The 22572-nt window shown below is 34.8% G+C and carries 21 protein-coding genes; 8 read left to right on the top strand and 13 right to left on the bottom strand.

Annotation, left to right across the window (positions count from 1 at the left end; genetic code table 11):
* Positions 1-14: 14 nt before the first annotated feature.
* Positions 15-1025: an amidohydrolase family protein gene (locus A8143_RS07795; RefSeq protein WP_066758046.1), complete on the top strand. Its 1011-nt coding sequence runs from the start codon at positions 15-17 to the stop codon at positions 1023-1025.
* A gap of 152 nt (positions 1026-1177) precedes the next feature.
* Here A8143_RS07795 and A8143_RS07800 read toward each other — a convergent pair whose 3' ends face one another.
* Positions 1178-3295, bottom strand: a complete 2118-nt coding sequence (locus tag A8143_RS07800) for a peptide MFS transporter (protein WP_066758048.1) — start codon at positions 3293-3295, stop codon at positions 1178-1180.
* A gap of 27 nt (positions 3296-3322) precedes the next feature.
* On the bottom strand, positions 3323-5134 hold the full coding sequence (locus tag A8143_RS07805) for a peptide MFS transporter (RefSeq protein WP_066758051.1): 1812 nt from the start codon (positions 5132-5134) through the stop codon (positions 3323-3325).
* Positions 5135-5331: 197 nt separating this feature from the next.
* On the opposite strand from A8143_RS07805, the gene A8143_RS07810 reads away from it, so the two are divergent.
* Together A8143_RS07810 and A8143_RS07815 are read left to right on the top strand one after the other, a co-directional pair.
* The gene (locus A8143_RS07810; protein WP_066758054.1) at positions 5332-7233 is read left to right on the top strand and encodes a M1 family metallopeptidase; all 1902 of its coding nucleotides are present in this window, start codon (positions 5332-5334) and stop codon (positions 7231-7233) included.
* A 185-nt stretch (positions 7234-7418) separates the two neighbouring features.
* Entirely contained in the window at positions 7419-9962 is a 2544-nt protein-coding gene (locus A8143_RS07815; RefSeq protein ID WP_066758056.1) for a DUF5686 family protein, read from the top strand.
* A gap of 200 nt (positions 9963-10162) precedes the next feature.
* On the opposite strand, the gene A8143_RS07820 is transcribed toward A8143_RS07815, so the two are convergent.
* From A8143_RS07820 to xerD, 4 genes are read right to left on the bottom strand one after another with little or no spacing between them, the layout of a single operon-like run.
* Positions 10163-10960: an alpha/beta hydrolase gene (locus tag A8143_RS07820; RefSeq protein ID WP_139134300.1), complete on the bottom strand. Its 798-nt coding sequence runs from the start codon at positions 10958-10960 to the stop codon at positions 10163-10165.
* 13 nt (positions 10961-10973) lie between these two features.
* Entirely contained in the window at positions 10974-11837 is an 864-nt protein-coding gene (locus A8143_RS07825) for a DMT family transporter (RefSeq protein WP_066758060.1), read from the bottom strand.
* On the bottom strand, positions 11830-12867 hold the full coding sequence (ribD, locus tag A8143_RS07830) for a bifunctional diaminohydroxyphosphoribosylaminopyrimidine deaminase/5-amino-6-(5-phosphoribosylamino)uracil reductase RibD (protein ID WP_066758066.1): 1038 nt from the start codon (positions 12865-12867) through the stop codon (positions 11830-11832). Before ribD ends, A8143_RS07825 begins: the two co-directional genes overlap by 8 nt.
* A gap of 7 nt (positions 12868-12874) precedes the next feature.
* Positions 12875-13816, bottom strand: a complete 942-nt coding sequence (xerD, locus tag A8143_RS07835) for a site-specific tyrosine recombinase XerD (RefSeq protein WP_317040033.1) — start codon at positions 13814-13816, stop codon at positions 12875-12877.
* Here xerD and A8143_RS07840 point away from each other — a divergent pair.
* Positions 13777-14205 carry a type II 3-dehydroquinate dehydratase gene (locus A8143_RS07840; protein WP_066758072.1) on the top strand — a complete coding sequence of 143 codons (429 nt, stop codon included), beginning with the start codon at positions 13777-13779 and terminating at the stop codon, positions 14203-14205. The two genes, xerD and A8143_RS07840, sit on opposite strands and share 40 nt — an antisense overlap.
* Before the next feature lies 1 nt (position 14206).
* On the opposite strand, the gene A8143_RS07845 is transcribed toward A8143_RS07840, so the two are convergent.
* The 6 genes from A8143_RS07845 to rpmH form a co-directional block, all read right to left on the bottom strand.
* Complete coding sequence (locus A8143_RS07845) at positions 14207-14500, bottom strand: DUF3817 domain-containing protein (protein ID WP_066758074.1); 294 nt, start codon at positions 14498-14500, stop codon at positions 14207-14209.
* A 74-nt stretch (positions 14501-14574) separates the two neighbouring features.
* Positions 14575-15036 (bottom strand): MarR family winged helix-turn-helix transcriptional regulator, encoded by a 462-nt coding sequence (locus A8143_RS07850; RefSeq protein ID WP_066758077.1) that lies wholly within the window; start codon positions 15034-15036, stop codon positions 14575-14577.
* Between the two features lie 70 nt (positions 15037-15106).
* Positions 15107-15598, bottom strand: a complete 492-nt coding sequence (purE, locus tag A8143_RS07855; RefSeq protein WP_066758084.1) for a 5-(carboxyamino)imidazole ribonucleotide mutase — start codon at positions 15596-15598, stop codon at positions 15107-15109.
* A 4-nt stretch (positions 15599-15602) separates the two neighbouring features.
* Positions 15603-16628 (bottom strand): acyltransferase family protein, encoded by a 1026-nt coding sequence (locus A8143_RS07860; RefSeq protein ID WP_066758085.1) that lies wholly within the window; start codon positions 16626-16628, stop codon positions 15603-15605.
* Positions 16615-17760 (bottom strand): 5-(carboxyamino)imidazole ribonucleotide synthase, encoded by a 1146-nt coding sequence (locus tag A8143_RS07865; protein ID WP_066758087.1) that lies wholly within the window; start codon positions 17758-17760, stop codon positions 16615-16617. Before A8143_RS07865 ends, A8143_RS07860 begins: the two co-directional genes overlap by 14 nt.
* Positions 17761-17886: 126 nt before the next feature.
* Positions 17887-18048: a 50S ribosomal protein L34 gene (rpmH, locus tag A8143_RS07870; protein WP_066758089.1), complete on the bottom strand. Its 162-nt coding sequence runs from the start codon at positions 18046-18048 to the stop codon at positions 17887-17889.
* Positions 18049-18198: 150 nt separating this feature from the next.
* Here rpmH and A8143_RS07875 point away from each other — a divergent pair, with 150 nt between their 5' ends.
* Positions 18199-20016: an ABC transporter ATP-binding protein gene (locus A8143_RS07875; RefSeq protein ID WP_245676488.1), complete on the top strand. Its 1818-nt coding sequence runs from the start codon at positions 18199-18201 to the stop codon at positions 20014-20016.
* Here the strand turns inward: A8143_RS07875 and A8143_RS07880 are convergent.
* A complete protein-coding gene (locus A8143_RS07880; RefSeq protein ID WP_066758093.1) occupies positions 20013-20882 on the bottom strand; it encodes a sigma-70 family RNA polymerase sigma factor in 870 nt (289 codons plus the stop codon). The genes A8143_RS07875 and A8143_RS07880 overlap by 4 nt on opposite strands.
* A 289-nt stretch (positions 20883-21171) precedes the next feature.
* Between A8143_RS07880 and A8143_RS07885 the strand changes: the two genes are divergently transcribed.
* The 3 genes from A8143_RS07885 (at position 21172) to A8143_RS07895 (ending at position 22570) form a co-directional block, all read left to right on the top strand.
* A complete protein-coding gene (locus tag A8143_RS07885) occupies positions 21172-21591 on the top strand; it encodes an RrF2 family transcriptional regulator (protein WP_066758095.1) in 420 nt (139 codons plus the stop codon).
* Positions 21592-21653: 62 nt separating this feature from the next.
* Positions 21654-21884 carry a DUF2061 domain-containing protein gene (locus A8143_RS07890; protein ID WP_066758097.1) on the top strand — a complete coding sequence of 77 codons (231 nt, stop codon included), beginning with the start codon at positions 21654-21656 and terminating at the stop codon, positions 21882-21884.
* Complete coding sequence (locus tag A8143_RS07895; RefSeq protein ID WP_066758100.1) at positions 21884-22570, top strand: phosphoadenylyl-sulfate reductase; 687 nt, start codon at positions 21884-21886, stop codon at positions 22568-22570. Before A8143_RS07890 ends, A8143_RS07895 begins: the two co-directional genes overlap by 1 nt.
* Positions 22571-22572 lie beyond the last annotated feature (2 nt).

The raw sequence follows: 22572 nt of genomic DNA on the forward strand, positions 1-22572 counted from the left end.
CACGAAAACGACTTATGCTAAAAATAGACATGCACTCCCATATTTTACCACCTGAAATGCCGAATTGGACAGAGAAATTTGGTTATGGTGATTTTATCTGGTTAAAACAGCAAAAACCTGGTTTGGCCGATATGATGAAAGGCAATGACTATTTTAGAACAATTGAGGAGAATTGTTGGGATGCCGATGTAAGAATTAAAGAGTATGAGAAGTATAATACTCAAGTACAGGTCGTATGCACAGTTCCAGTTATGTTTTCATATTGGGCTAAAGGTAAGGATACATTGGAATTAAGTGAATTTCTAAATGATCATATAGCAAATTTACAAGCAAAATATCCTAAGAATTATATTGGTTTAGGTACGATTCCTATGCAAGATCCGGATTTAGCCATTCAAGAGCTCCATCGATTGAAAAATGAACTAAAAATTGATGGCATTCAAATCGGGTCAAACATTAACGATAAGAATTTAAGTGATCCGATGTTTTTTCCAATTTTTGAGGCTTGTCAAAATTTGGGTATTTCAATTATGATCCATCCTTGGGAAATGATGGGCTTTCATAGTATGGAAAAGTATTGGCTGCCTTGGTTAGTTGGAATGCCGGCAGAAACATCTCGAGCAATGGCCTCTTTGATTTTTGGAGGTGTATTGGAACGATTGCCTAATTTGAGAGTGCTTCTATCACATGCTGGAGGTTCATTTATACCAACAATTGGAAGAATAGAGCATGGTTTTAATTGTAGACCGGATTTAGTGGCAATTGATAATAAAAGAAATCCACGAGAGTATTTAGGTAAATTTTGGACTGATTGTATTACTCATGATATCGATTTATTAAAGTATATTTTAAAAGTTCAAGGGTCCGAAAAAGTATGTTTAGGCACTGATTACCCATTTCCTTTAGGGGATTTAGAAATAGGTAAATTCATTGAAGAATCAGATTTATCTCAAGGTGAAGTGGAGAACATTTTTTGCAATTCTATTCTTTCTTGGTTAGATATTGACAAGGAACGCTTTTTGTAGATTTTAATTTTTTTGAATTCGTAAAAAACCTTGCTATTCCAGTGAGGTTTTTTTTGTTAGTCATACTTGATTTTATAGCGTGGATTCATTTTTCCAAAAAAAAACTCGGAACCACAAATGATTCCGAGTTTTCTATTTCATTTTTACACGTATTACTTAACTCCGTGCATTAATTTTTTGATTATTGGTGTTAATATCCAGATTATAATTCCAGCTACCGCAGGTACTATAGTAAAGATTAAAAAGAATACCGATAAGGAATATTCTTTTGTGATTACTTCAATCTGACCTCCAAGTACTGCTGCGAGTTTGTTTCCTATGGCAATTGCGAGATACCACATTCCAAACATGAAAGCAATCATTCTTGCTGGCACAAGTTTACTTACATATGAAAGTCCAACAGGTGATAAACAAAGCTCTCCGAGAGTGTGGAATAGGTAGGCAAGGACAAGCCAAACAAGACTTACTTTTACACCTTCTTCAATACCATAAGATCCAAATGCAAGTAAACCAAATCCAATAGCCATTATAATTAAGCCCAGAGCATATTTACCTGTTGCTGAAGGATTGTATTTAGATTCCCACCATTTAGAAAAGAAGGAGGCAAATGCGATGATAAAGAAAGAATTCAAAATACTGAACCAACTCACTGGAATCTCAACTTGATTGTCAAGTTTTTCGATTACCGTTGCAGCAACTACACCATTGTCTCGATTCGCCTCATCACCTCTTGTTCTTGCTAATGCTAGACGTTCATCATTTAAGAAAGCAAATTCAGTTTTCTCGTTATTTTTATGGATAATATTGATGTTTTGCCCTTCTGTTAATTCTAATGGTTCTCCAATTTTAACCGTATCATTTACAATAACAGCATTTGCAGGAACTTCAGTTTGTTCTGATATAGCGATATGGTTGAATACTAAGTTTCCTTGTTTGTCAACAGTTTGTTCACCAGTTTCTTCATCGATATTTGGGCTTAAATAACTCTGATAAGTTACATTGTAAGCAACCGTTGTTAGGTCTCTATTTAGCATCCATCCAACTACCGCCCAAACACCAGCAAAACAAACGACTAAAACGATGTTTGACCCGGGGATTTTTTTGATTGTACGTCTCCATAATAAGAAAAGTACCCAAGTTATAATTGCTAAAGGTACGACGGTTAACAATGCATTAATGATGTTATAAATAATCGCTCCGTCACCCATTAAGTTACGTTGAACAGAATCACGTGCGAATAAAACAAGAGAAGATGCTCCCTGCTCAAATGATAACCAAAAGAATACAGTAAAGAAAGCAAATATGACAAAAGCAATCATTCTGTCTCGGGTAACCATGTCATAGCGCGAAATTCTTGAAATAACGAGCCATAAGAATAATCCTAATCCAGTCAAAACAACAACATAGGTTCCACCAAGTCCAAATAATTCAAAAGGAAATAAATCGATTCCTGCGATTTTAGAAAGAGGATCATTGATTAAATATAATAATCCAATTACTGAAGTGATAGCAATAAGAATTTTGTCAAGTTGTGTGAAAGGATTTCTTTTGCTAACGGCATCTCCTTTTTCAATAGCTCTTTTTTCTTCCTCAGCCTCAGCTGCTGCAATTTCTTCTGCATTAGGAACTCCGCCGATGTTTCCGAAAAGTGGTTTTGCTAACCAGAATTGCAAAGTACCTAAAAGCATGAATATTCCTGCGAGACCAAATCCCCAGCTCCAACCAACACGTTCTGCGAGATATCCACAAAGCATCATTCCAAAGAAAGCCCCTGCATTAACCCCCATGTAAAAAATTGTGTAGGCACCATCTTTTTTCTCTGGAAGGTCTTTGTACATTTCAGAAATAATAGAAGTCATATTAGGTTTGAAAAACCCTGTTCCTATGACCAAAAGAGCCAAACCTATATAGAGAGATGCTTCAGTTTCGAGAGCCATTGATGCATGACCCAGCGTCATAATGAGCGCTCCGATTACAACTGCCCATCTATAGCCAATTTTTTTATCCGCTATGATTCCTCCAAGAATTGGAGTTAAATACAATAGTCCTGCGTAAGTTCCAAAAAGAGCTGTTGCATTTTCTGTCGACCATTCCCAACCAGGATTATAGCCGATAACAGCCATAGTTAAAAAGTTAACTAACAAAACTCTCATTCCATAAAACGAGAATCTTTCCCACATTTCAGTAAAGAATAAAACAAACAATCCTGCCGGATGTCCTAATACTTTTGAATCAAAAAAGCTCTTTGTTTGATCTTCTGTTCCTTGCATATTTTGGTTTTTCTGTTTATTGATTTTTTATTGTTGTGCATCAGCTAGTTCAAATCCCTCAGCAGGTTCGTCTGCTAAATCACTACTTTTTTCTTCTGCACCATGGGTTAATTTTTTTAATTTTTTCAAGAATAGTATTAGCAATAAGCCAAACACAACTGTATAAATCACGATCCACATGAATATATTATATTCCTGTTTATTCTGTGTTTCTTCCATTACAAAATTCAGGCTATAATTTTTACCATCGCCCTTATTTGCTTCAATTTTTACAGCCTCTTCGTCTTTTTCAAACAATAATTTCGTGTGCATTGGGTTTTTAGATGTTGCATCAAACTCTTTCAGTTCATCTCGTAAATTTTTCTTTGAATCTTCTGATAGATTTATTATATGAGATATATCAGTTTGGTTATCATATTTTTCAAATTTTATTTGACCAGTTTCTGCTATGAAAACACGCGATTTTATTTGTATATTTTTATCTTCATTTATTGGGTAATCGATTATCTTCTTTTTATTACCATCTATCACATACTCATAGGTGTTTTTCTCTGTTAAAGTATTCATCTCTTCAACTGTTCCGACAAGCTCACCTTTATGACTTTCAAGTTGGGATGCCTCACCGATTGAACCAGCAAGTTTATTTCCGAATCCCGTTGCCGCAAAATAGACCCCCATCATAATTGAGGCGTATTTTAAAGGTGCTAGTTTTGTTATAAATGATAACGATACTGGTGAAGCACATAGTTCACCAATAGTATGAAATAAGTAGGCAAGAATTATCCAAATCATCGCAGCCTTACCGAAAGTTTCAGAAGACGCTTCTTTGGAAGCGAACATCATAAAAACGAACCCTAGTCCCATTATTATTGTTCCGATTGCCATTTTAAATAGGGAAGAAGACTCTTTTCCTTTTAATTTCCACCAAGACCAAAATCCTGCTACAATCATTCCGAAAATGATAATATAACCAGCATTTAGGCTTTGAAAAACAGCTGCAGGAATCTCCCATGAACCTATTGTTCTATCCACTTTAACATCTGTGTACAAATTCATCAATCCACCAGCTTGTTCAAAAGCAGACCAGAAAACAATGATAATTAGAAATGAAAGTACCAAAACAACAATTCGGTCTTTCTCTATCTTTGATAACGGTTTTTTAGCAGCCTCGATTACCTTTGGATCTTCTGATTTTCCAATGAAGTTCCCGACATGTTTCAGGTGTTTCTGCCCCGCCATATAAACAATTTGTCCAATTAACATGCCTATACCTGCTAATCCAAAACCAGCATGCCAACCGTAATAATATGCAACCAATCCAACTGAAATAGAAGCTAGAAATGCACCTATATTTATACCAATATAAAAAATTGTAAATCCTTTGTCTCTTCTAGGGTCACCTTGTTTATATAACCCACCAACCATTGTTGAAATGTTTGGCTTTAAACAACCAACACCTAGGATAATTAATAATAGACCAGAGAAAAATGCTGATTCAGAAGGAATAGCTAAAGTTCCATGTCCTAGACAAAGCAGAAGTCCTCCTAACATTACAGTCTTTTTTTGACCGAGCCATTTATCTGCGATTATTCCACCGGGGATCGCCATTACATAAACTAGCATTGTGTACCAGCCGTAGATCCATAAAGCATCGCCGCCAGTCCAACCTAATCCTGGTCCTTCATTAACAACGGAGGTTGCTGATCTAGCAATATAAATTGTTAATAATCCTCTCATTCCGTAATAACTAAATCGTTCCCACATTTCAGTAAAAAACAATATAAATAACCCGATAGGATGTCCTAAATAGGTTTTCTGCTGTTCTAGTGTTTGACTCATAAAATTACGATTCTGTTAAGCCCGTGAAATTAATTAAATTAACTTAAAAATAACTACCGTTCATCATTTTAATTGTTTGTTTTTAACTAATGTGCTAAAAATTAAACTTTAACACAATTTTTAGACAGATAGTCTCTATTTCGCGCCATTTGCTTTTAAATCTATTATCTTTGCCGCAAGTAATTTCAAGTTGACCTATGAAGCATTTTTTACCCGTTGTCATTTTATTCTTGTTTGCAAGTTGCAAGGATGATAGACATGAAGAAGAACGAACGATAACGAATCACGAGCAAACTGAAGAAGTAGAAGTTGTTGATGCGCATTCTTACGCGAATCCAACTGAAGTTCGAACCCAACATTTACACTTAAATATTGCGATTGATTTTGAAAAACAAATAATCAAAGGGAAAGTTGAACATTCGATAGAACATTTAAATGAGAGTCGGAATTTTATCGTTGATATTCATGATTTAAAAATTGATAGTGTTTTTCTAGATGATTCTATCAAAGTAGATTGGGAATTGGGAAATTTCGATTCAATTATGGGACAAGCGATGCATATACCTGTACTTCCCGAGACTAAAATTGTGACTATTCATTATGAAACATCTCCAAATTCAAAAGCTTTACAATGGTTAACCCCTCAACAAACAGCAGGAAAAAAATTCCCTTATTTATTTACGCAAGGTCAAGCGATATTAACGCGAACTTGGATTCCTTGTCAGGATACCCCTGGAAATAGAATATCGTATAGTGCAGATTTAAAAGTACCACCTCACTTGATGGCTGTCATGAGTGCAACAAACGTGACTTCAAAACATAAGGCGGGAAATTATCATTTCGAAATGGATAAAAGAATACCGACATACTTGATTGCCCTTGCTGTTGGAGATATTCATTTTCAAGGATTAAGCGATCGTACTGGTGTTTATGCCGAACGTGAAATGTTGAGTGCAAGTGCGTATGAATTTGAACAAGTTGAAGAAATGATTCTTGCAGCAGAAGAATTGTATGGTGCATACCGTTGGGGAAGATATGATATGATTGTCCTTCCACCTTCCTTTCCTTATGGTGGGATGGAGAATCCGAAACTTACTTTTGCAACCCCAACAATTATTGCAGGCGACCGATCCCTAGTTTCACTAATTGCTCATGAATTAGCTCATTCCTGGTCGGGGAATTTAGTGACGAATGCAACGTGGGATGACTTTTGGTTGAATGAAGGTTTCACGGTGTACTTTGAAAATAGAATTATGGAAAAAATATATGGCATTGATTATGCAAATATGCTTTTCTCAATTGAGTACGATGATTTAATCAAGGAAAATGAAGAAATATTAAATGGTGAACATCCTGAGGATTCAAAATTAAAATTAGATCTGGCAGGCAGAGATCCAGACGATGGTATGACTGCTATTGCTTATGTCAAAGGAGCGCTTTTTCTAAAAACAATTGAAGCAGCTGTTGGCAGAGAAAAATTTGATGTCTTTGTTGATCAGTATTTTAATGAACATGCTTTTCAAACAATAACTACGGAAGATTTTATAATTTACTTGGAAGAAGAACTGCTTGTTCCTAATGAGGTTAATTTTAATGTAGACGAATGGGTATATGAAAAAGGAATTCCGAACAATGCCATAAAAATAGAATCCTCGCGTTTTGATGAAGTTGAACTTAAATCTTCGAAAATAAAAGGAATGAAAAGTGTTGAAGAATTAGGAATAGATCCGGAAAAATTTACAACGCACGAGTGGATTCATTTTATACGAAATATTCCCGAAACTGCAACGCCAGAAGAATTTGCAATGTTAGACAGTGTTTATAATTTTACGAATTGCGGCAACGCCGAAGTAATGGCTGTTTGGTATGTTAAATCGATAGAACATAATTATACTTATATTAATGAGTCCATGCGTCTTTTTTTAACAGAAGTTGGAAGAAGAAAATTTTTAGAGCCAATTTATGAGGAACTTGTGAAATCTGAAGAAGGATTAGTTGTGGCCCGAGATATTTATGCATCAGCACGAGCGAATTATCACTCAATTTCTGTGGGAACAATTGATGAAATTTTGAATTGGCAAAAAAATTCATTAAATTAATACCGTATTTATTTGGTAAACCGTAAATTAACGGTTGGAAAACTGCAACAAGATACACCTGGTCCTTGTTGCAGTTTTTTATTTGTTCCAATTTGACCTGCAATGGTAGTAGCTTGTCTTAATAAATTATTATTTTTCTGTAACTTTTAACGAAGTAATGCGTCCTGTTAGCGGACAATAACCTTATGAAAAATTTATTACCACTTTTATTTTGTTTTTTCACCTTTTCTGGAATTTGCCAAAACGTACTTAAAGGTACCGTTTCAGACATATATGGAGAGCCGATTCCGGGTGTGCGAATAGCTGTGATGAATTCTACTTACGGTGTTCCTAGTAATTCTATTGGTAAATATTATTTGGAGTTAGATAAAAGTATCGATACAGTAATAATAAGGTATTCAATGTTAGGTTTTGCGCCTAAGGTGGATACAATTTCGATGAACAAGCCTTTAATCCTTCACAATATAGAATTAGAAGAAAAGTCGACAGACTTGGGGACTGTAGAAATTTTTGCCGATAACCGTGATTTTGGAAAGGAAGTCATTCAAAAAGTCATGGAGAATAAATCAAAAATGAAAAAGCAATTTGAGAGCTATCAGTGCGAAACATATATTAAAACCAGCCTCGAAAAGGAAAAAAAGGTAAAATTAAAGGACTTATTGAATATTGATCCGAATAACCCTAGTGAACCGGAGGAAGTTCCACTTTTAAAGGAACGGATGAATTTCATAGAATCAAATTCCGTAACACGCTTCAAACAGCCAAATGCTTACAAAGAAACTATAATTGCCCATCAAGATTATGCTGAAAAAACAGCTCGATCAGGTGGAGTAACAGCCACTTTTAGTAATCAAAACAGTCCTGTCCCAAAGCAATACATACCGCACAACCCTTATATCTTTTATGAAAAAGTAGAAGACGGAGATTTTAATTTATATCAAAACTTGATCGATTTACCAAAAGTTTGTAACAATCCTATTGTTTCCCCATTAGCGATAAATAATTTTATTAATTACAAATTCACGTTAAATAATGTGTTTTTTGAAGGTGATCAAAAGATTTATGACATAAGAATAGAACCTCGTTTTAATGAAATTCCATTGTTTATTGGAAACCTTTATGTCATGGATAGTTTATGGCTAATTAAGTCGATTGACCTAGCCGTAAACCCTAATGGAATGGAATTTTTTAAGTTTTTTAGAATTAATGAAGATTATACCGAAATTGAAGGTAAATGGGTTGCTGAGAGGCGTGAATTTACTTATACGATTAACGATGGTTCACACTTGGTTTTAGGTAATACAAGAGTGCAACATAGTAATTATCAATTTGATGTTGAGTTCGATCGAAAATCATTCAATAACATTGTGATGGAATATACGGATGAGGCCTTTAATCGAGATTCGACTTATTGGGATGAGATTCGACCGTATAAACTGAAAGAACAAGAAGTACAGTTCATTCATGAACAGGATAGTATAGAACAAGTTTTAACAAGCGATACTTACATTGATAGCGTGAATGAGGAGTTCAACAAAGTTACTTTTTGGGATGTTACATTGAACGGCGTTGGATTTAGAGATCGAGTTAAAAAGCATGAGATTTTTATTAATCCACTAATTTCGCAAATTCAACCGCTCGCGGTAGGAGGGTATAGGCATCGAATTGGAGGTCATTATAGTAAAGAATTTGAAAATGCACAGGCGTACAAGGTTGATGGAGAGCTCGATTATGGATTTCGAAATAAAGATGTAAAGGGTCATTTAGGAGTAGAATACACTTATTTACCAAAGCATTTTGGGAGTATTCGAGTGAGAGGAGGGGATAAGTACGATTTTGTGACGATGGATCAGTCAATAGCGAATTTTTTTAGTTTACGAAATCGGGTTAGAAAGACATTTATCAATATTAGCAAACGGTATGAGATTGTTAATGGATTGTATGGACGATTAACTTTTGATTACTCTAAAAGAGTAGATATTACAGGTTTAGATAATCCTCCTTGGATAGATACACTCGAACAATCTGGTTTTTGGCAACCTGCTCAGCCCTTTGAAACATATACCGTTTCCATTTTTGAGCTTCAACTTGTATACCGTTTTAAACAACAGTATATCTTAAAAGGGAATAAAAAATTGATTATTGGTACCGAGTTTCCCGAACTTAGGTTTACTTATAAAAAGGGCGTTCCTGATTTATTTAACAGTGATGTGAATTTTGACTTTGTGGAAATAGGTTTATCTGATAAAGTGGATTTTGGAACATTTGGTGATCTAAAATGGGATATTGAGGGAGGAACTTTTTTCGGTAAAACGGCAAGTGAAGTTCAATTTATTGAACGACGTTTTTTTAGAGGGTCAGATTTACTTTTATTTACAAACCCTTTAAATACTTTACAACTCTTAGATTCAACGTTTAATACGACACGGCCTTATTTGCAATTTTTTGCAATTCATCATTTTAATGGGGCAATTCTAGGTAAAGTACCGCTAATTAATAAAACAAAAATTCAAATGGTTGCAGGTTTGGGTGGGCTATTTATTGAAGAAGCAAACTATCGTCATGTTGAGTTTTACGCGGGTCTCGAGCGTGCAATAAAAATTAGAAAACAATTGTTCAAGTTGTCTGTATTTTATGTTGTGCGTGAAAATAATGCAACAACAATTAACCTTAATTTTAAAGTTGGATTGGATTTTTTCAACACATTTACCAATTCCTGGTCTTATTAAAACTTTCGTATTCTTCATATAAAAAGGGAGATTACAATAACCTCCCTTTTCAATGTGTTGTGCAAAAAAATGGGTTTATGATTTACAAATGTGAGCAGATTCAACCCTTAAAACCATCTGTCGTTATATTAAAGACGTTAAAAAATTAAAAAGGTTGATAAAAATCTCAAATAGAATGTAAGTCACTCAAAATGATTTGGTTATTTTATATCGCGCAGAAACTTCTTTAAACGCTGCCAATATTCGTCACTGCCATTTGTTGATGGATTTAAAGCACTAGAGCCATGTTGTCCATTTTTAGTCGGATTGTAAAAATACTGCATATCACTTAATGTTTTATTCGTGAGCAATTTACTCATTGCCTCTGACTCGTTTTTCGCACATGTTATAAAGAAAGGGAGGGTTAAGTTTTTTAGGGTATTACTTAATTTTGGATAATCTTTTTCAAAATAGTCACCAGGACTAAAAGCGACAACGGCATGAATTTCATCTTGTTCTTGCGCAATTGATAGTACATGGCTGGCGCTGTAGGAGCTTCCCCAAATTATTGGTGCATTGTTGGACTTTTTTTTGGCAAATCGTATTGCAGCTTCAATATCTTTTTTTGCTTCAATCATTCCCATATTAACACGCTGATCTAAAGCGCGATCAACCGTCAAATTTGAGAAACCATTCTCAACGCCTCCGGCTCGTTGGTCAATTGCTAAACACGAATATCCTAATGTTATTAACTCAGGAATTATGGAGTCATATTCATGAAGATTTAAACCGGATTGATGGCACAATATAATCATCGTTTTTTCAGGGTTGAATTCGTGTAGTTGTCCTGAAACAATCAGTCCATCCTCAGCAGAAAACTCAACATATTCAACATTTCCTTCTGGTTTATTTCCAGGGGTTTCAAAATCGTTTTTTTCCGTTTTATCATTAACCTGATCAGATGAACAAGCGCATAATAGCAGACTAATAGTGGTGAAAAGGAATATGTACTTTTTCATAATTCTTCTTTTTTTAACTGAATCCAATAGCGGCAATTGCAGCAATAGAAAGTAAGACTCCAATCCAATTTCTAAGACTGATTTTTTCGCCAAAAAGGATGAAGCCTGCTACGGCCGAAATTATGATAACACCCATATTTAAAATTGGGTATGCTTGAGAACTTTGCACAACTTCACTTTCCAACGCCTTAAAAAAATAAAAGACGCTTAAAAAGTTAGGAACGCCAATAGCTATTCCCCAAAGAACATTTTTTATTCGTAATTGTAATATTCCACGAGCAGCTTGAATTATTAAAACCACAATACCTATTGCAAAAGCTGACAAAAAGATATAGGCAATAAATAGCGCCCCACTTTTGGAGTCCACGAAGTTTTGCTGAGCATAGTTAAAGATAATATCAGCAATTCCTTGCCCAAAAAATATGATGAGTATTAGCCAAATGTATTTAAAATCGAAATTGAGTTTTCCAGCTTGAGTGGTGGTAAGAATAACACCGATTACTGCGCATAAAATACCGACTATTTTTAGGGTAGAAACATGGTCATCGTACAGAAAAAAGCTCGCTACGACAGGAAGAATTAATGACATTTTATTTGCCACTGTAGAAATGGCTAAACCAACTTTTTGCGTACCAGCTGCCAGTAAATTAAAAACCAATATAAAAAAGAACCCCACACAAATAGCGAATGGTATCCAATCATATTCAAAAGGTGATGCTTTGTATACAGTGGAGGTTGAAAAATAAATACCACAAGATCCTGCTACAAGATAATTGGTTACAATGGCTTGTAAGGTGTTAACATTATAACGATCAAACAGTTTAAATATAACGAGGATAACGTTAAAGAATAATATGGCGAGTATTAAATCAATCATTCCGAATGATAGTCAATTTATCTTTATCCAAATCTATATTTTTAATTATCGTTCCTTTAATAGTTGGAGCTTTAACACCGTCTTTTAAATCCCTGATGCCTGTCAAAATTCGCGCTTCATCCCAAATATTTTCATCCAAGAATTTTTGTATGGTAAAAGCACCTCCTTCAACAATAAGTGATTGTATTTCTAATGTATAAATTTTTTTCAAAATAGCTTTAATGGAAAAGTTTTCAGGGCTTAAAAACTGAAGTTTTCCATTTGAAATCACCTGTTTTTCAGTTAAAATATAGGTTTGATTTTTTCTGTCACCAACTTTAAAGGCTGGGTAATCCAATCTTAATTTTTGATCAATAACAAATCGGGTAGGGGAGGTGCCGTCATAGTCTCGACATGTTAATTCGGGATTATCAATGCGTATCGTATTGCTCCCCACTAATATTCCAGCCTCTTCATGACGCCATTGATGGACTAATTTTTTTGTTTCAGGTTGCGTTATCCAAAATATTCCTTTTTCATTTTTTGCTCGTTTTATATCGATATAACCATCTTTACTTTGAGCCCATTTCAGTATGATATACGGTCGTTGTTTATTATGATAAGTAAAGAATCGACGGTTCAACTCTAAGCTTTCACTTTCCATAACGCCAACTCGAACATCAATACCCGCAGATAACATTTTTGCGATGCCTTTTCCGGAAACTTCAGAATAACTATCTACACATCCAATAACCACTCTAGGTATCTTAGACGAAATTATCAAATCACTGCAAGGAGGAGTTTTTCCGAAATGAGCGCAAGGCTCTAAATTAACATAGATTGTAGATTTTTCGAGTAAAGACTTATCTTTAACTGCATTGATAGCATTTACTTCAGCGTGTGCTTGTCCGTATTTTTCATGATACCCTTCACCAATCACGGTGTCATTATGAACAATCACTGATCCAACCATAGGGTTTGGTGCAACGTTACCTATGCCTTTTAAAGCTAGGTTGATGCATTGTTCCATGTAATATTCATCAGTTTTCATAATGTACTTAATTTTCAATGTTTCTAGGGTGAAATGCCGTGATAGCATCTTTAAGCATTTCATTACTAAGATGGGTATATATTTCTGTGGTACTTATTGATTCATGTCCCAACATTTCTTGAATAGCTCTTAAGTTAGCACCATTCTCTACCATGTGTGTGGCAAAAGAGTGTCTAAATGTATGTGGACTAATGTTTTTTGTTAATCCAATAGCTTCAGCGAGTTGTTTGACAATGGTGAAAATCATAACTCGAGTTAGTTTTTTTCCTCGTCTATTCAAAAAAACGAAATCTTCATGACCTTCTTTAATATCCATGTGTTTACGAATATGTTCTAGGTATAAATTGATTTCTTTTTTTACGGGCGAGCTTACCGGAACTAATCGTTCTTTATTGCCTTTTCCGATAACCCGAATGAACCCTTCATCAAAATAAAGATTGGTGATTTTTAGTCCTATTAATTCGCTTACTCTTAAACCACAACTGTATAATGTTTCTATGATAGCTCTGTTTCGATGTCCTAATTGCGACGATAAATCAATGGCTTGAATAAGCGCATCTATTTCTTCTTTGTCTAAAACTTCCGGTAGCTTCTTTCCTATTTTAGGAAGGTCTAATAATTCGGTCGGGTCTGCTTCAATCTCATCTTCAAGGACAAGGTAAAAAAAGAAATTTCGGATTCCTGAAATCAATCGTGCCTGCGATCTTGCGGAGATTCCTAACTCACTGACCCAACGTACAAGTCCTTGTAAATCTGTTAGTTGAATTTCATGTGGGGTTTTATCCAAATTAAAAACATTCAAGTATTCTGTCAATCGATCAAAATCTCTTAAATAAGCAGTAACACTATTCTCTGATAAAGATTTTTCAATTTTCAAATAACTTTGATAATCCTTTCTATATTTGATCCATGAAGGCTGCAAAACGTATATTAATTTTAAATGGTCCAAATTTAAATTTACTCGGAAAAAGAGAACCTGATACCTATGGTTTTAAAAGTTTTGAAGATTATTTTGTGGAACTAAAAACGGCATATCCAGAGTTTAATTTGGTTTATTTTCAATCCAATCATGAGGGCGAATTAATTGATGCTATTCAACGTAATGACATTGATGGGATTATTATTAATGCAGGAGGTTATACCCATAATTCGGTATCAATTCGTGATGCGATTTCTGCTGTTGACGTAGAGGCTGTGGAGGTTCACATTTCCAACATATCCGCGCGTGAAACTTTTCGACATGATTCGATTATTGGGCCAGTTTGCGTAGGTTGCATTTCCGGTTTTGGATTGAGCTCCTACCAATTGGCTTTGCAGTATTTTTCTAATATTAGCTAGATTAAGCAGTAGGACGAAACAAACGTTTGTCTGCTACAAATGTACCAAAAGGCACTAAGGATGCTAGTAGAGCCCAGAAGCATTTGTTCAAACTCCATTTTAATTGATAGCTTACGAGTAATACAAAAAACACATAAAGGACAAATAGTAATCCGTGTGCCATTCCCGTCGAATAAATGAATTCGGGTTTATCCCAAATATACTTAAGTGGCATTGCAATTCCCATTAAAACTAAATATGAAACTCCTTCAAGCAAGCCTATAATTCTCAGTAAACCGAGGTTTGTTTTGAACATGTAAAAAATTGTTTGCTTAAATTTAATATTAATTATTTGTTAAGCACCGATTAAAATAATTTTTAACAAATGAACTATTCCGCCTCAGGTTTTGTTCTGATTTTATCCAACAAATCATTCATTAATTTGACTTCTTCAAGACTTATATGATCGAATGCTTTAACAAAATCGTAATCCGTTTCATCGATTAAAGCGAGTAATTCGAGTCCATCTTCATTTATTATTACATCTCGTTGACGACGGTCAAGCTTATTTTCTTTACGCTCTATTAAGTTTTTTTTCAATAATCGATCAATCACTCTACTCACGTCAGAATTACGCTCTATCATACGTTCCTTGATTAAGCCAATACTTGCTGGAACTTGTTTCTGACCTCTAAGAATACGGAGCACATTATATTGTGTGGACGTAATATTATGCTGCTTCAAAAGCTGTTGCAACGGTTCTGTTATTCTTGAGTAAGTAAAATGAAGATTAACAATTAACTTGTGGTAGTCGGATTTAAACTTCGACTGAATTTCATCTTCAATTTTCATGGCAACTGTAGTTTCGTACAAATTTAATCAAAAAAGTACTTTTAGGTGAAAAGCTTTGGAATAAAGAGAGTTAATTCTTTGCTTCCATTTCTTCTGCCGTTTTCAAAACTTTATCTTTTAACGATGCTTTATAAGCTATAATTTTTTCAAGAATTGATGGATTGCTCGCTCCTATTATGTTTGCCGCCAAAATGCCTGCATTTTTTGCCCCATTTAAAGCAACAGTCGCAACAGGAATTCCTCCTGGCATTTGTAGTATAGATAGGATGGAATCCCAGCCGTCTATTGAATTGCTTGATTTGATTGGTACGCCTATTACTGGTAAAGGAGTGATAGAAGCCATCATTCCAGGTAAATGAGCTGCTCCACCAGCGCCTGCGATTATAACTTTAATGCCTCTTTTGTGCGCTTCATTACCATAGTCAAACATTCTTTCTGGTGTTCGATGAGCAGAAACGACTGTCATTTCATAGCCTATTCCAAATTCTTTTAAAATAGCCGCGGCTTCTTTCATAACGGGTAAATCTGATTGACTTCCCATAATAATTCCTACTTCAATCATATATTTATCTTTTTGTCGAATATCGTATTCGTTTTGAAATTTTCATGCTCGGTTTTTCTATGCAAAAATAAATTAAAAATGACGCGAGCCAAGAAATTACTAAAGCAAATAAAACTAATAAATAGGGTGAGTTTTGAGCTAGACTGGTGTCTCGCATGAAATAAATCAACTGACCGCCAGATAATCCATGAATTAAATAATATGAATATGATATTTTGCCTGTAAAATTTAGAAATTTAAAATTACTTGGAAGCCACAAGATCAATACAAAAGCTAAGATTCCTGCAATCAAATCTTGTCGAACATAAAAAATTAACAAGCTCACAATTGAGCACAATATTAATATTGCAGGCAATGGTTTCCAGCCATCTTTAAAAATATAAAAAGCTCCAATACCAAGTAAAAAATAGGGTGAATTTACAAGTAAAGTATTCATATGGGCAGTGTAAATCCCAGCTAATAATAGGAATATTCCAATTGGTAAAAGAAAGAATCGGTTTCGATTAATTAAAGGAAATACAAGACCTATGAATACGTAAAATTGAACCTCGACCTTAAGTGTCTCAAAAACGGGATTAATCCATCGGTTATCCGGGAAGTAATTATGTAAAAAATCCATTGAATGAATAAAATCTACTGCGAAAATAGAATTCGCGAAAACATTTCTCCATTCAATATTAATCGGTAATCCCCATAAAAACTTCGCAGTAAAAATGTCAAATAATAGTATTGCAGCAATGGTCAGTAGATATGGGGGCATCAAACGAACTAGTCGTTTGCCCAAGTATTTGAAGTAATTTTGGGTTGAATAGGTGCTGTGGTACAGTGCGTAAGGAATTATAAATCCTGAAATAACATAAAAAATCTCTACTCCTTGAGCTCCATAGGTGAAAAAGAACCGTTGATCGGCATTGGGAATTAAAAAGTTTCCTTCGTTCCAAGCATTGGTGAAATGAAAGATAGCAACCGATAGAGCAGCAAACGCCCGAATCGATTCAATGTGTTTTAATTGTGTTCTATTCTGAGACAACTTTTAAAGTTTCTTTTACTTTAAACGCAATTTCTTTGGCTTTATTTAAAGTCGCGTTTGTAATAGTAATATGTCCCATTTTTCTGAAGGGCTTTGTATTTGTTTTGCCGTAGAGATGGGGAAACACTCCTTCCATAGCTAAAACAGTTTCAATTCCTTCATATTTTGCCTTGCCAGTATGATTCGGCTCACCTAAAAGATTGACCATGACAGAAGGTTGGATAGCATTTGTTGATCCTAAAGGTAGATTGATAATGGACCGTAAATGCTGCTCATATTGAGAGGTATAATTAGCTTCGATGGTTTGATGTCCGCTGTTGTGCGGTCGTGGAGCGATTTCGTTAACGAGCACTTCACCCGATTTTGTAAGGAAGAGTTCAACCGCTAATAATCCAACCATATCGAGCTTCGTGATTATGTCTATTGCTATTTTTTGAGCGGTTTCAGCAATTTCGTTAGTGACATCAGCTGGGGCAAATAAAAATTCCACCAAATTAGCGGTTGGATTAAATTCCAACTCCACGATAGGGTAGGTGGTTGTTGCTCCATCTTTGTTACGCGCAACAATTACTGAAAGTTCTTTTTCAAAATCAATGAATGATTCGAGTACACTGGCTGTTGTAAAAGCTTTACTAAAATCATCAGTTGATTTAATTGCTTGAACGCCTTTACCATCATATCCCCCTTTTCGTGCTTTTTGCATATAAGGGAGGTAATCCAAATGATCTTGCAGGTCGGCATTTTCAGCAACAAGTCTAAAAGGTGCCGTTGGAATATTTTCTTTTTCGTAGAATTCTTTTTGGCTACCTTTATCTTGAATTAATCGAATAACCCGAGGTTGCGGATAAACTTGTACGCCATCTTTTTCTAATTGCTCCAATGCATCTACATTGACATGTTCTATTTCAATTGTTACAACGTCTTTATCTTTTCCGAAGTTGTAAACTGTATCAAAGTCCTTAATGTCACCTTGTACAAAATGATGGGCGATTGGTGCGCAAGGGGCATCCTGCTCAGGATCTAAAATATGAACGTGGATATCGAGGTTCAGCGCTTCCTGGATAAACATTCTTCCCAGTTGGCCCCCACCTAATATTCCTATTTTCATTCCTGATTGATAGTCACTTTTCATAATAACAAAAATAATATTCTTTTTTTGAGTAGATCAAAACCTCAAAAAAACGCTTGTGCAATTTAGACAAACAAAAAAAGCCCCTCGACAAACGCCGAGAAGCTCTATAAAATATCTTGTTGCGGATTAACGCTTAGCTAATCGCTCTGAAGATACAGAAAGTTTTTTTCTTCCTTTCTTTCTTCGTGCATTGATTACAGCTCTTCCACTTTTAGTTGCCATTCTGCTTCTAAATCCGTGTTTGTTTCTTCTTTTTCTTAATGAAGGTTGAAATGTTCTTTTGCTCATCTCTGCAAGTATTATAGTGTCTTAAAAATTCAATTCTGTCCCATTCGGGTGCGCAAAGATACAACAAATAAATTGAGTACAAAGTTTTCAAGGAATTTTTTCTAAAATATGTTCCTTTTATGACATTCTTTCCTCAGAATCAGTTTAATTTTGTCAACTAAATTAAGCGATTTAATGTTTGGAGGTAGAAAAAAAAGAGAAAAAATAGAGCTGTCAAAAGACGCATACAAAAAAGCAAAAAGGTTTTTACTATTTTTAAAACCTTATCGTTGGGTTTATCTTGTCGGATGGATCTTTCTAGTCTTTTCAAGTATTACAGCTCTTCTATTCCCTGCGTTAACAGGGCAGCTACTTGGTACAAATGAAGGGGATCAACCCATGATTGATTTGCCAAATTTGGATATGACAAATATTAACAACATAATTATTGTTATGATGGTGGTTTTTGGTGCACAAGCTTTTTTTTCCTACTTCAGGATAGTACTTTTTAACCATGTTACCGAAAGGGCTTTACGTGATTTAAAAAGAAATGCTTTTAATAAGCTTATTCATTTACCGTTGGACTTCTATAATCGTAATAAAGTAGGAGAGTTGACTTCTCGAATAGCAACGGATATAAATTTATTACAAGAGACTTTAAACACTACAATAGCAGAATTTTTTAGACAATTCATCACAATTATTATAGCATTGACTTTTATTTTATATGCGTCTTGGGAACTTGCCCTGTGGATGTTAGCGGTAGTTCCAGTTTTGGCGATAATTGCAATTGTGTTTGGACGGTATATCCGAGGTTTGTCAAAAGCTGCTCAAAATGAATCAGCTTCGTCAAACTCAATTTTAGAGGAAGTACTTACAGGAATTGTGAATGTAAAATCGTTTACCAATGAAAAATATGAAGCTAATCGTTATGAAGAAAGGGTAAATAATATAATGCGATTAAACATTAAAGGAGGACTCATGAGAGGTGGGTTTGTTTCTTTTATCTTGTTTGGTCTTTTTGGGGGAGTGGCATTTGTAATCTGGAAAGCCAAATCGATGGAGATAGCGGGATTTATTACGGAACAAGAATTTTTCACTTTTATATTATTTACAATATTTCTTGGTGCTTCTTTTGGCTCAATTCCAGATTTATGGGCAAAAATTCAAAAGGCAATTGGCGCAACAGAACATTTAATGGATGTTTTGGAAGAACCGGTTGAAAAAGAAGCAGGAACGAAAATTCAAAATTTTGAAGGGAAAGTAGAATTTAAATCTGTTTATTTTTCTTATCCTCAAAGAAAAGAGGTTCAGGTCTTAAATGGTATTAACTTTACTTGTCAGCCAGGGCAAACAACAGCCTTAGTCGGAAGTTCAGGTGCGGGAAAATCAACTATTTCTTCATTATTACTTCGCCTATATAATATTGATAAAGGAGATATTCTCTTTGATAATCAGACAATTGATTCTTTTCAACTTTCAAGTTTAAGGAGTCAAATTGCATTAGTACCGCAAGATGTTATATTGTTTGGAGGTACGATTAAAGAGAATATTTTATATGGTAACATTAACGCTACGGATGCCGAGGTTATCGCTGCAGCTAAACAAGCAAATGCTTATGATTTTATCATGAGCTTTCCAAATCAAATGGAAACGTTAGTGGGGGATAGAGGTATTCAACTTTCTGGAGGTCAAAAACAAAGGATTGCTATTGCACGTGCAGTATTAAAAGACCCTAAAATTTTAATTTTAGATGAGGCAACATCAGCATTGGATACGGAATCTGAAAAACTTGTTCAGGATGCACTTGACCAATTGATGCAAGGTAGAACATCGTTTGTAATTGCACATCGTTTATCTACAATTAAAAATGCGGATAATATCCTCGTTTTAGAGAATGGGAAAGTGGTGGAAGAAGGCAGGCATCAAGATTTAATAACCAATCAAAATGGTATTTACTATAAATTAAACAATACTCAACAAGTTTAACCAAGATAGGCTCTTAGCATTTTGCTTCGAGAAGTATTCTTTAATTTACGTATTCCTTTTTCTTTTATTTGTCTTACTCGTTCTCGTGTTAAATCAAAACGTATTCCAATTTCTGCTAGAGTCATAGGAGGTTGGTTGTCCAGTCCGAAGTACAGGCGAATAACATCTGCCTCTCGATGTTTTAGTGTGTTTAAAGACCGTTCTATCTCTCCTCTTAACGATTCTAATATTAAATCATGCTCCGGGTTATTATTTTCCCAATTTTGGAGTACGTCATACATGCTAGAACTTGATTCATCACCTTCCTTTAAAGGAGCGTCCATCGATACATGTCGACCATTGTTTTCGAGTGAGTTTCGAATGTCAGTTCGCGAAAACTCTAATGCATCCGCCAATTCGTCAATGGTTGGTGCACGGCCTAAATCCTGTTCTAACTCTGAAAAAGCTTTATTTACTTTGTTGATGATTCCAATCTTGTTTAAAGGCAATCGAACAATACGAGCTTGCTCTGCAAGTGCTTGAAGTATGGATTGACGAATCCACCAAACGGCATAGGAAATGAATTTGAAACCTCTGGTCTCATCAAATCGCTGAGCTGCTTTTATAAGACCTAAATTACCCTCATTAATTAAGTCTGGTAATGATAAACCTTGATTTTGGTATTGTTTAGAAACCGATACGACAAAGCGTAGGTTGGCTGTTGTTAGTCGCTCTAAGGCTACTTTATCGCCTTCTCGAATTTTACGAGCAAGTTCAGCTTCCTCCTCTGCTGTTATTAAATCAACTCGGCCTATTTCTTGAAGGTATTTATCTAGAGAAGCTGTTTCTCTATTGGTGACTTGTTTGGTTATTTTTAGTTGTCTCATGTTGCGGTTTTCTCTCTTTGTCTGTTAATATTAAACGTCCATTGTAGGAAGTAGGTTGGTTTTATTTGAGCGATTTTTAGGTCGTTTCAATCCTAAAAGATAATGATTTTTAATTATATATCAAATAATTTGAATGAAAAATGGTTTTGTTCGCTAAGGTTACTAATCTAATCAAATTGCAAAACAGTGTAGGTTTAATTTTGGATTAAAAAATTGTTAGATTTTCAAACTTCCGTTATTTTTGTAAAGAAGATAATTTGAAAATTTCACCGAATTCAAGGTTTAAAATATGTTATCGAAAAAAACTAAGTATGCGTTTCATGCACTGACATTTCTTGGAAAACAAGTCGATAAAAAGCCTGTTTTAATTAGTGAAATTGCAGAGAATACAAAAGCGCCTAAAAAATTTTTAGAAGTTATTTTACTGGATTTGAAAAAGGCAGGTATTTTGAATTCAAAAATGGGTAAGGGTGGTGGTTATTATTTGTTAAAAAATCCATCTGAGATTCAACTGGCTACAATTATTCGCATGTTTAATGGCCCAATTGCTATGCTTCCTTGCGCAAGCCTCAATTATTACGAATCTTGTTCTGAATGTTCAACGGAAACAGCATGTGGCTTACATTTAATGATGGTGGATGTTAGAGATGAGACACTTAAGATTCTGGAAAAAAGAACTTTAGATGATATGTTGAAGCTAGAGGGATAAAAAATTTCAGCTAATAGTCTATTAAATCGGTAGATTAAGTATATTTGCCAAAATTTTTGTAGATGATATTTGATTTTTTAGTTAAGAGAAGAACTGGTAGGAAGGGGGATTCTACAACTAAAACTATTTTTAAAACCATAAGCTGGCGAATTGTTGGAACCATTGACACAATGGTTATTGCATATCTGATGACCGGGGAACTAACTGTGGCAGCATCTATTGGTACCATTGAGGTTTTTACTAAAATGGCTTTGTATTATTTACATGAACGACTTTGGAATAAATATATATAATGAATAAACTCCTTAATAAATTGCAAGGTGATTCGCCTCAAGAAATTTTAAGAAACGCAACTGAAATTTCGTCTGGTATTGTGTTTTCCACTTCTTTTGGAAAGGAAGATCAGGTAATAACGGATATAATTGCTAAGAATCAGTTCAATATTGATATCTTTACGTTAGACACTGGTAGGCTTTTCGAAGAGACTTACCAAGTGTTTGATCGTACAGTGAAAAAATATAAACTTGAAATAAATACGTATTACCCTAAAACAGATAGGGTCGAAGAATTAGTTACTAAAAAAGGCCCTTATTCTTTCTACGATTCTGTGGAAAATAGGAAAGAATGTTGTGGTATACGAAAAATTGAGCCTTTGCAAAGAGCAATCAAAGGGAAGAATATTTGGGTAACAGGGTTAAGAGCTGAACAATCGGAAAATAGACAACATATGACTCAGGTAGAATGGGATGAAGTAAATAAAATTGTAAAAATTCATCCGCTCTTTCATTGGTCAAAACAAGAATTAGAAGAATATATTGAAAAGAACAATGTGCCTGTAAATTCCCTTCACAAAAAAGGATATCCAAGCATTGGTTGTAGCTCATGTACGCGACCAATTGTTGATGGAGAAGATGAACGTGCTGGTCGATGGTGGTGGGAAAGTTCAAAAAAAGAATGTGGTTTACATCAAACGAAATAACA

Source organism: Crocinitomix algicola, from assembly GCF_001661595.2.
Lineage (GTDB): Bacteria > Bacteroidota > Bacteroidia > Flavobacteriales_D > Crocinitomicaceae > Crocinitomix > Crocinitomix algicola.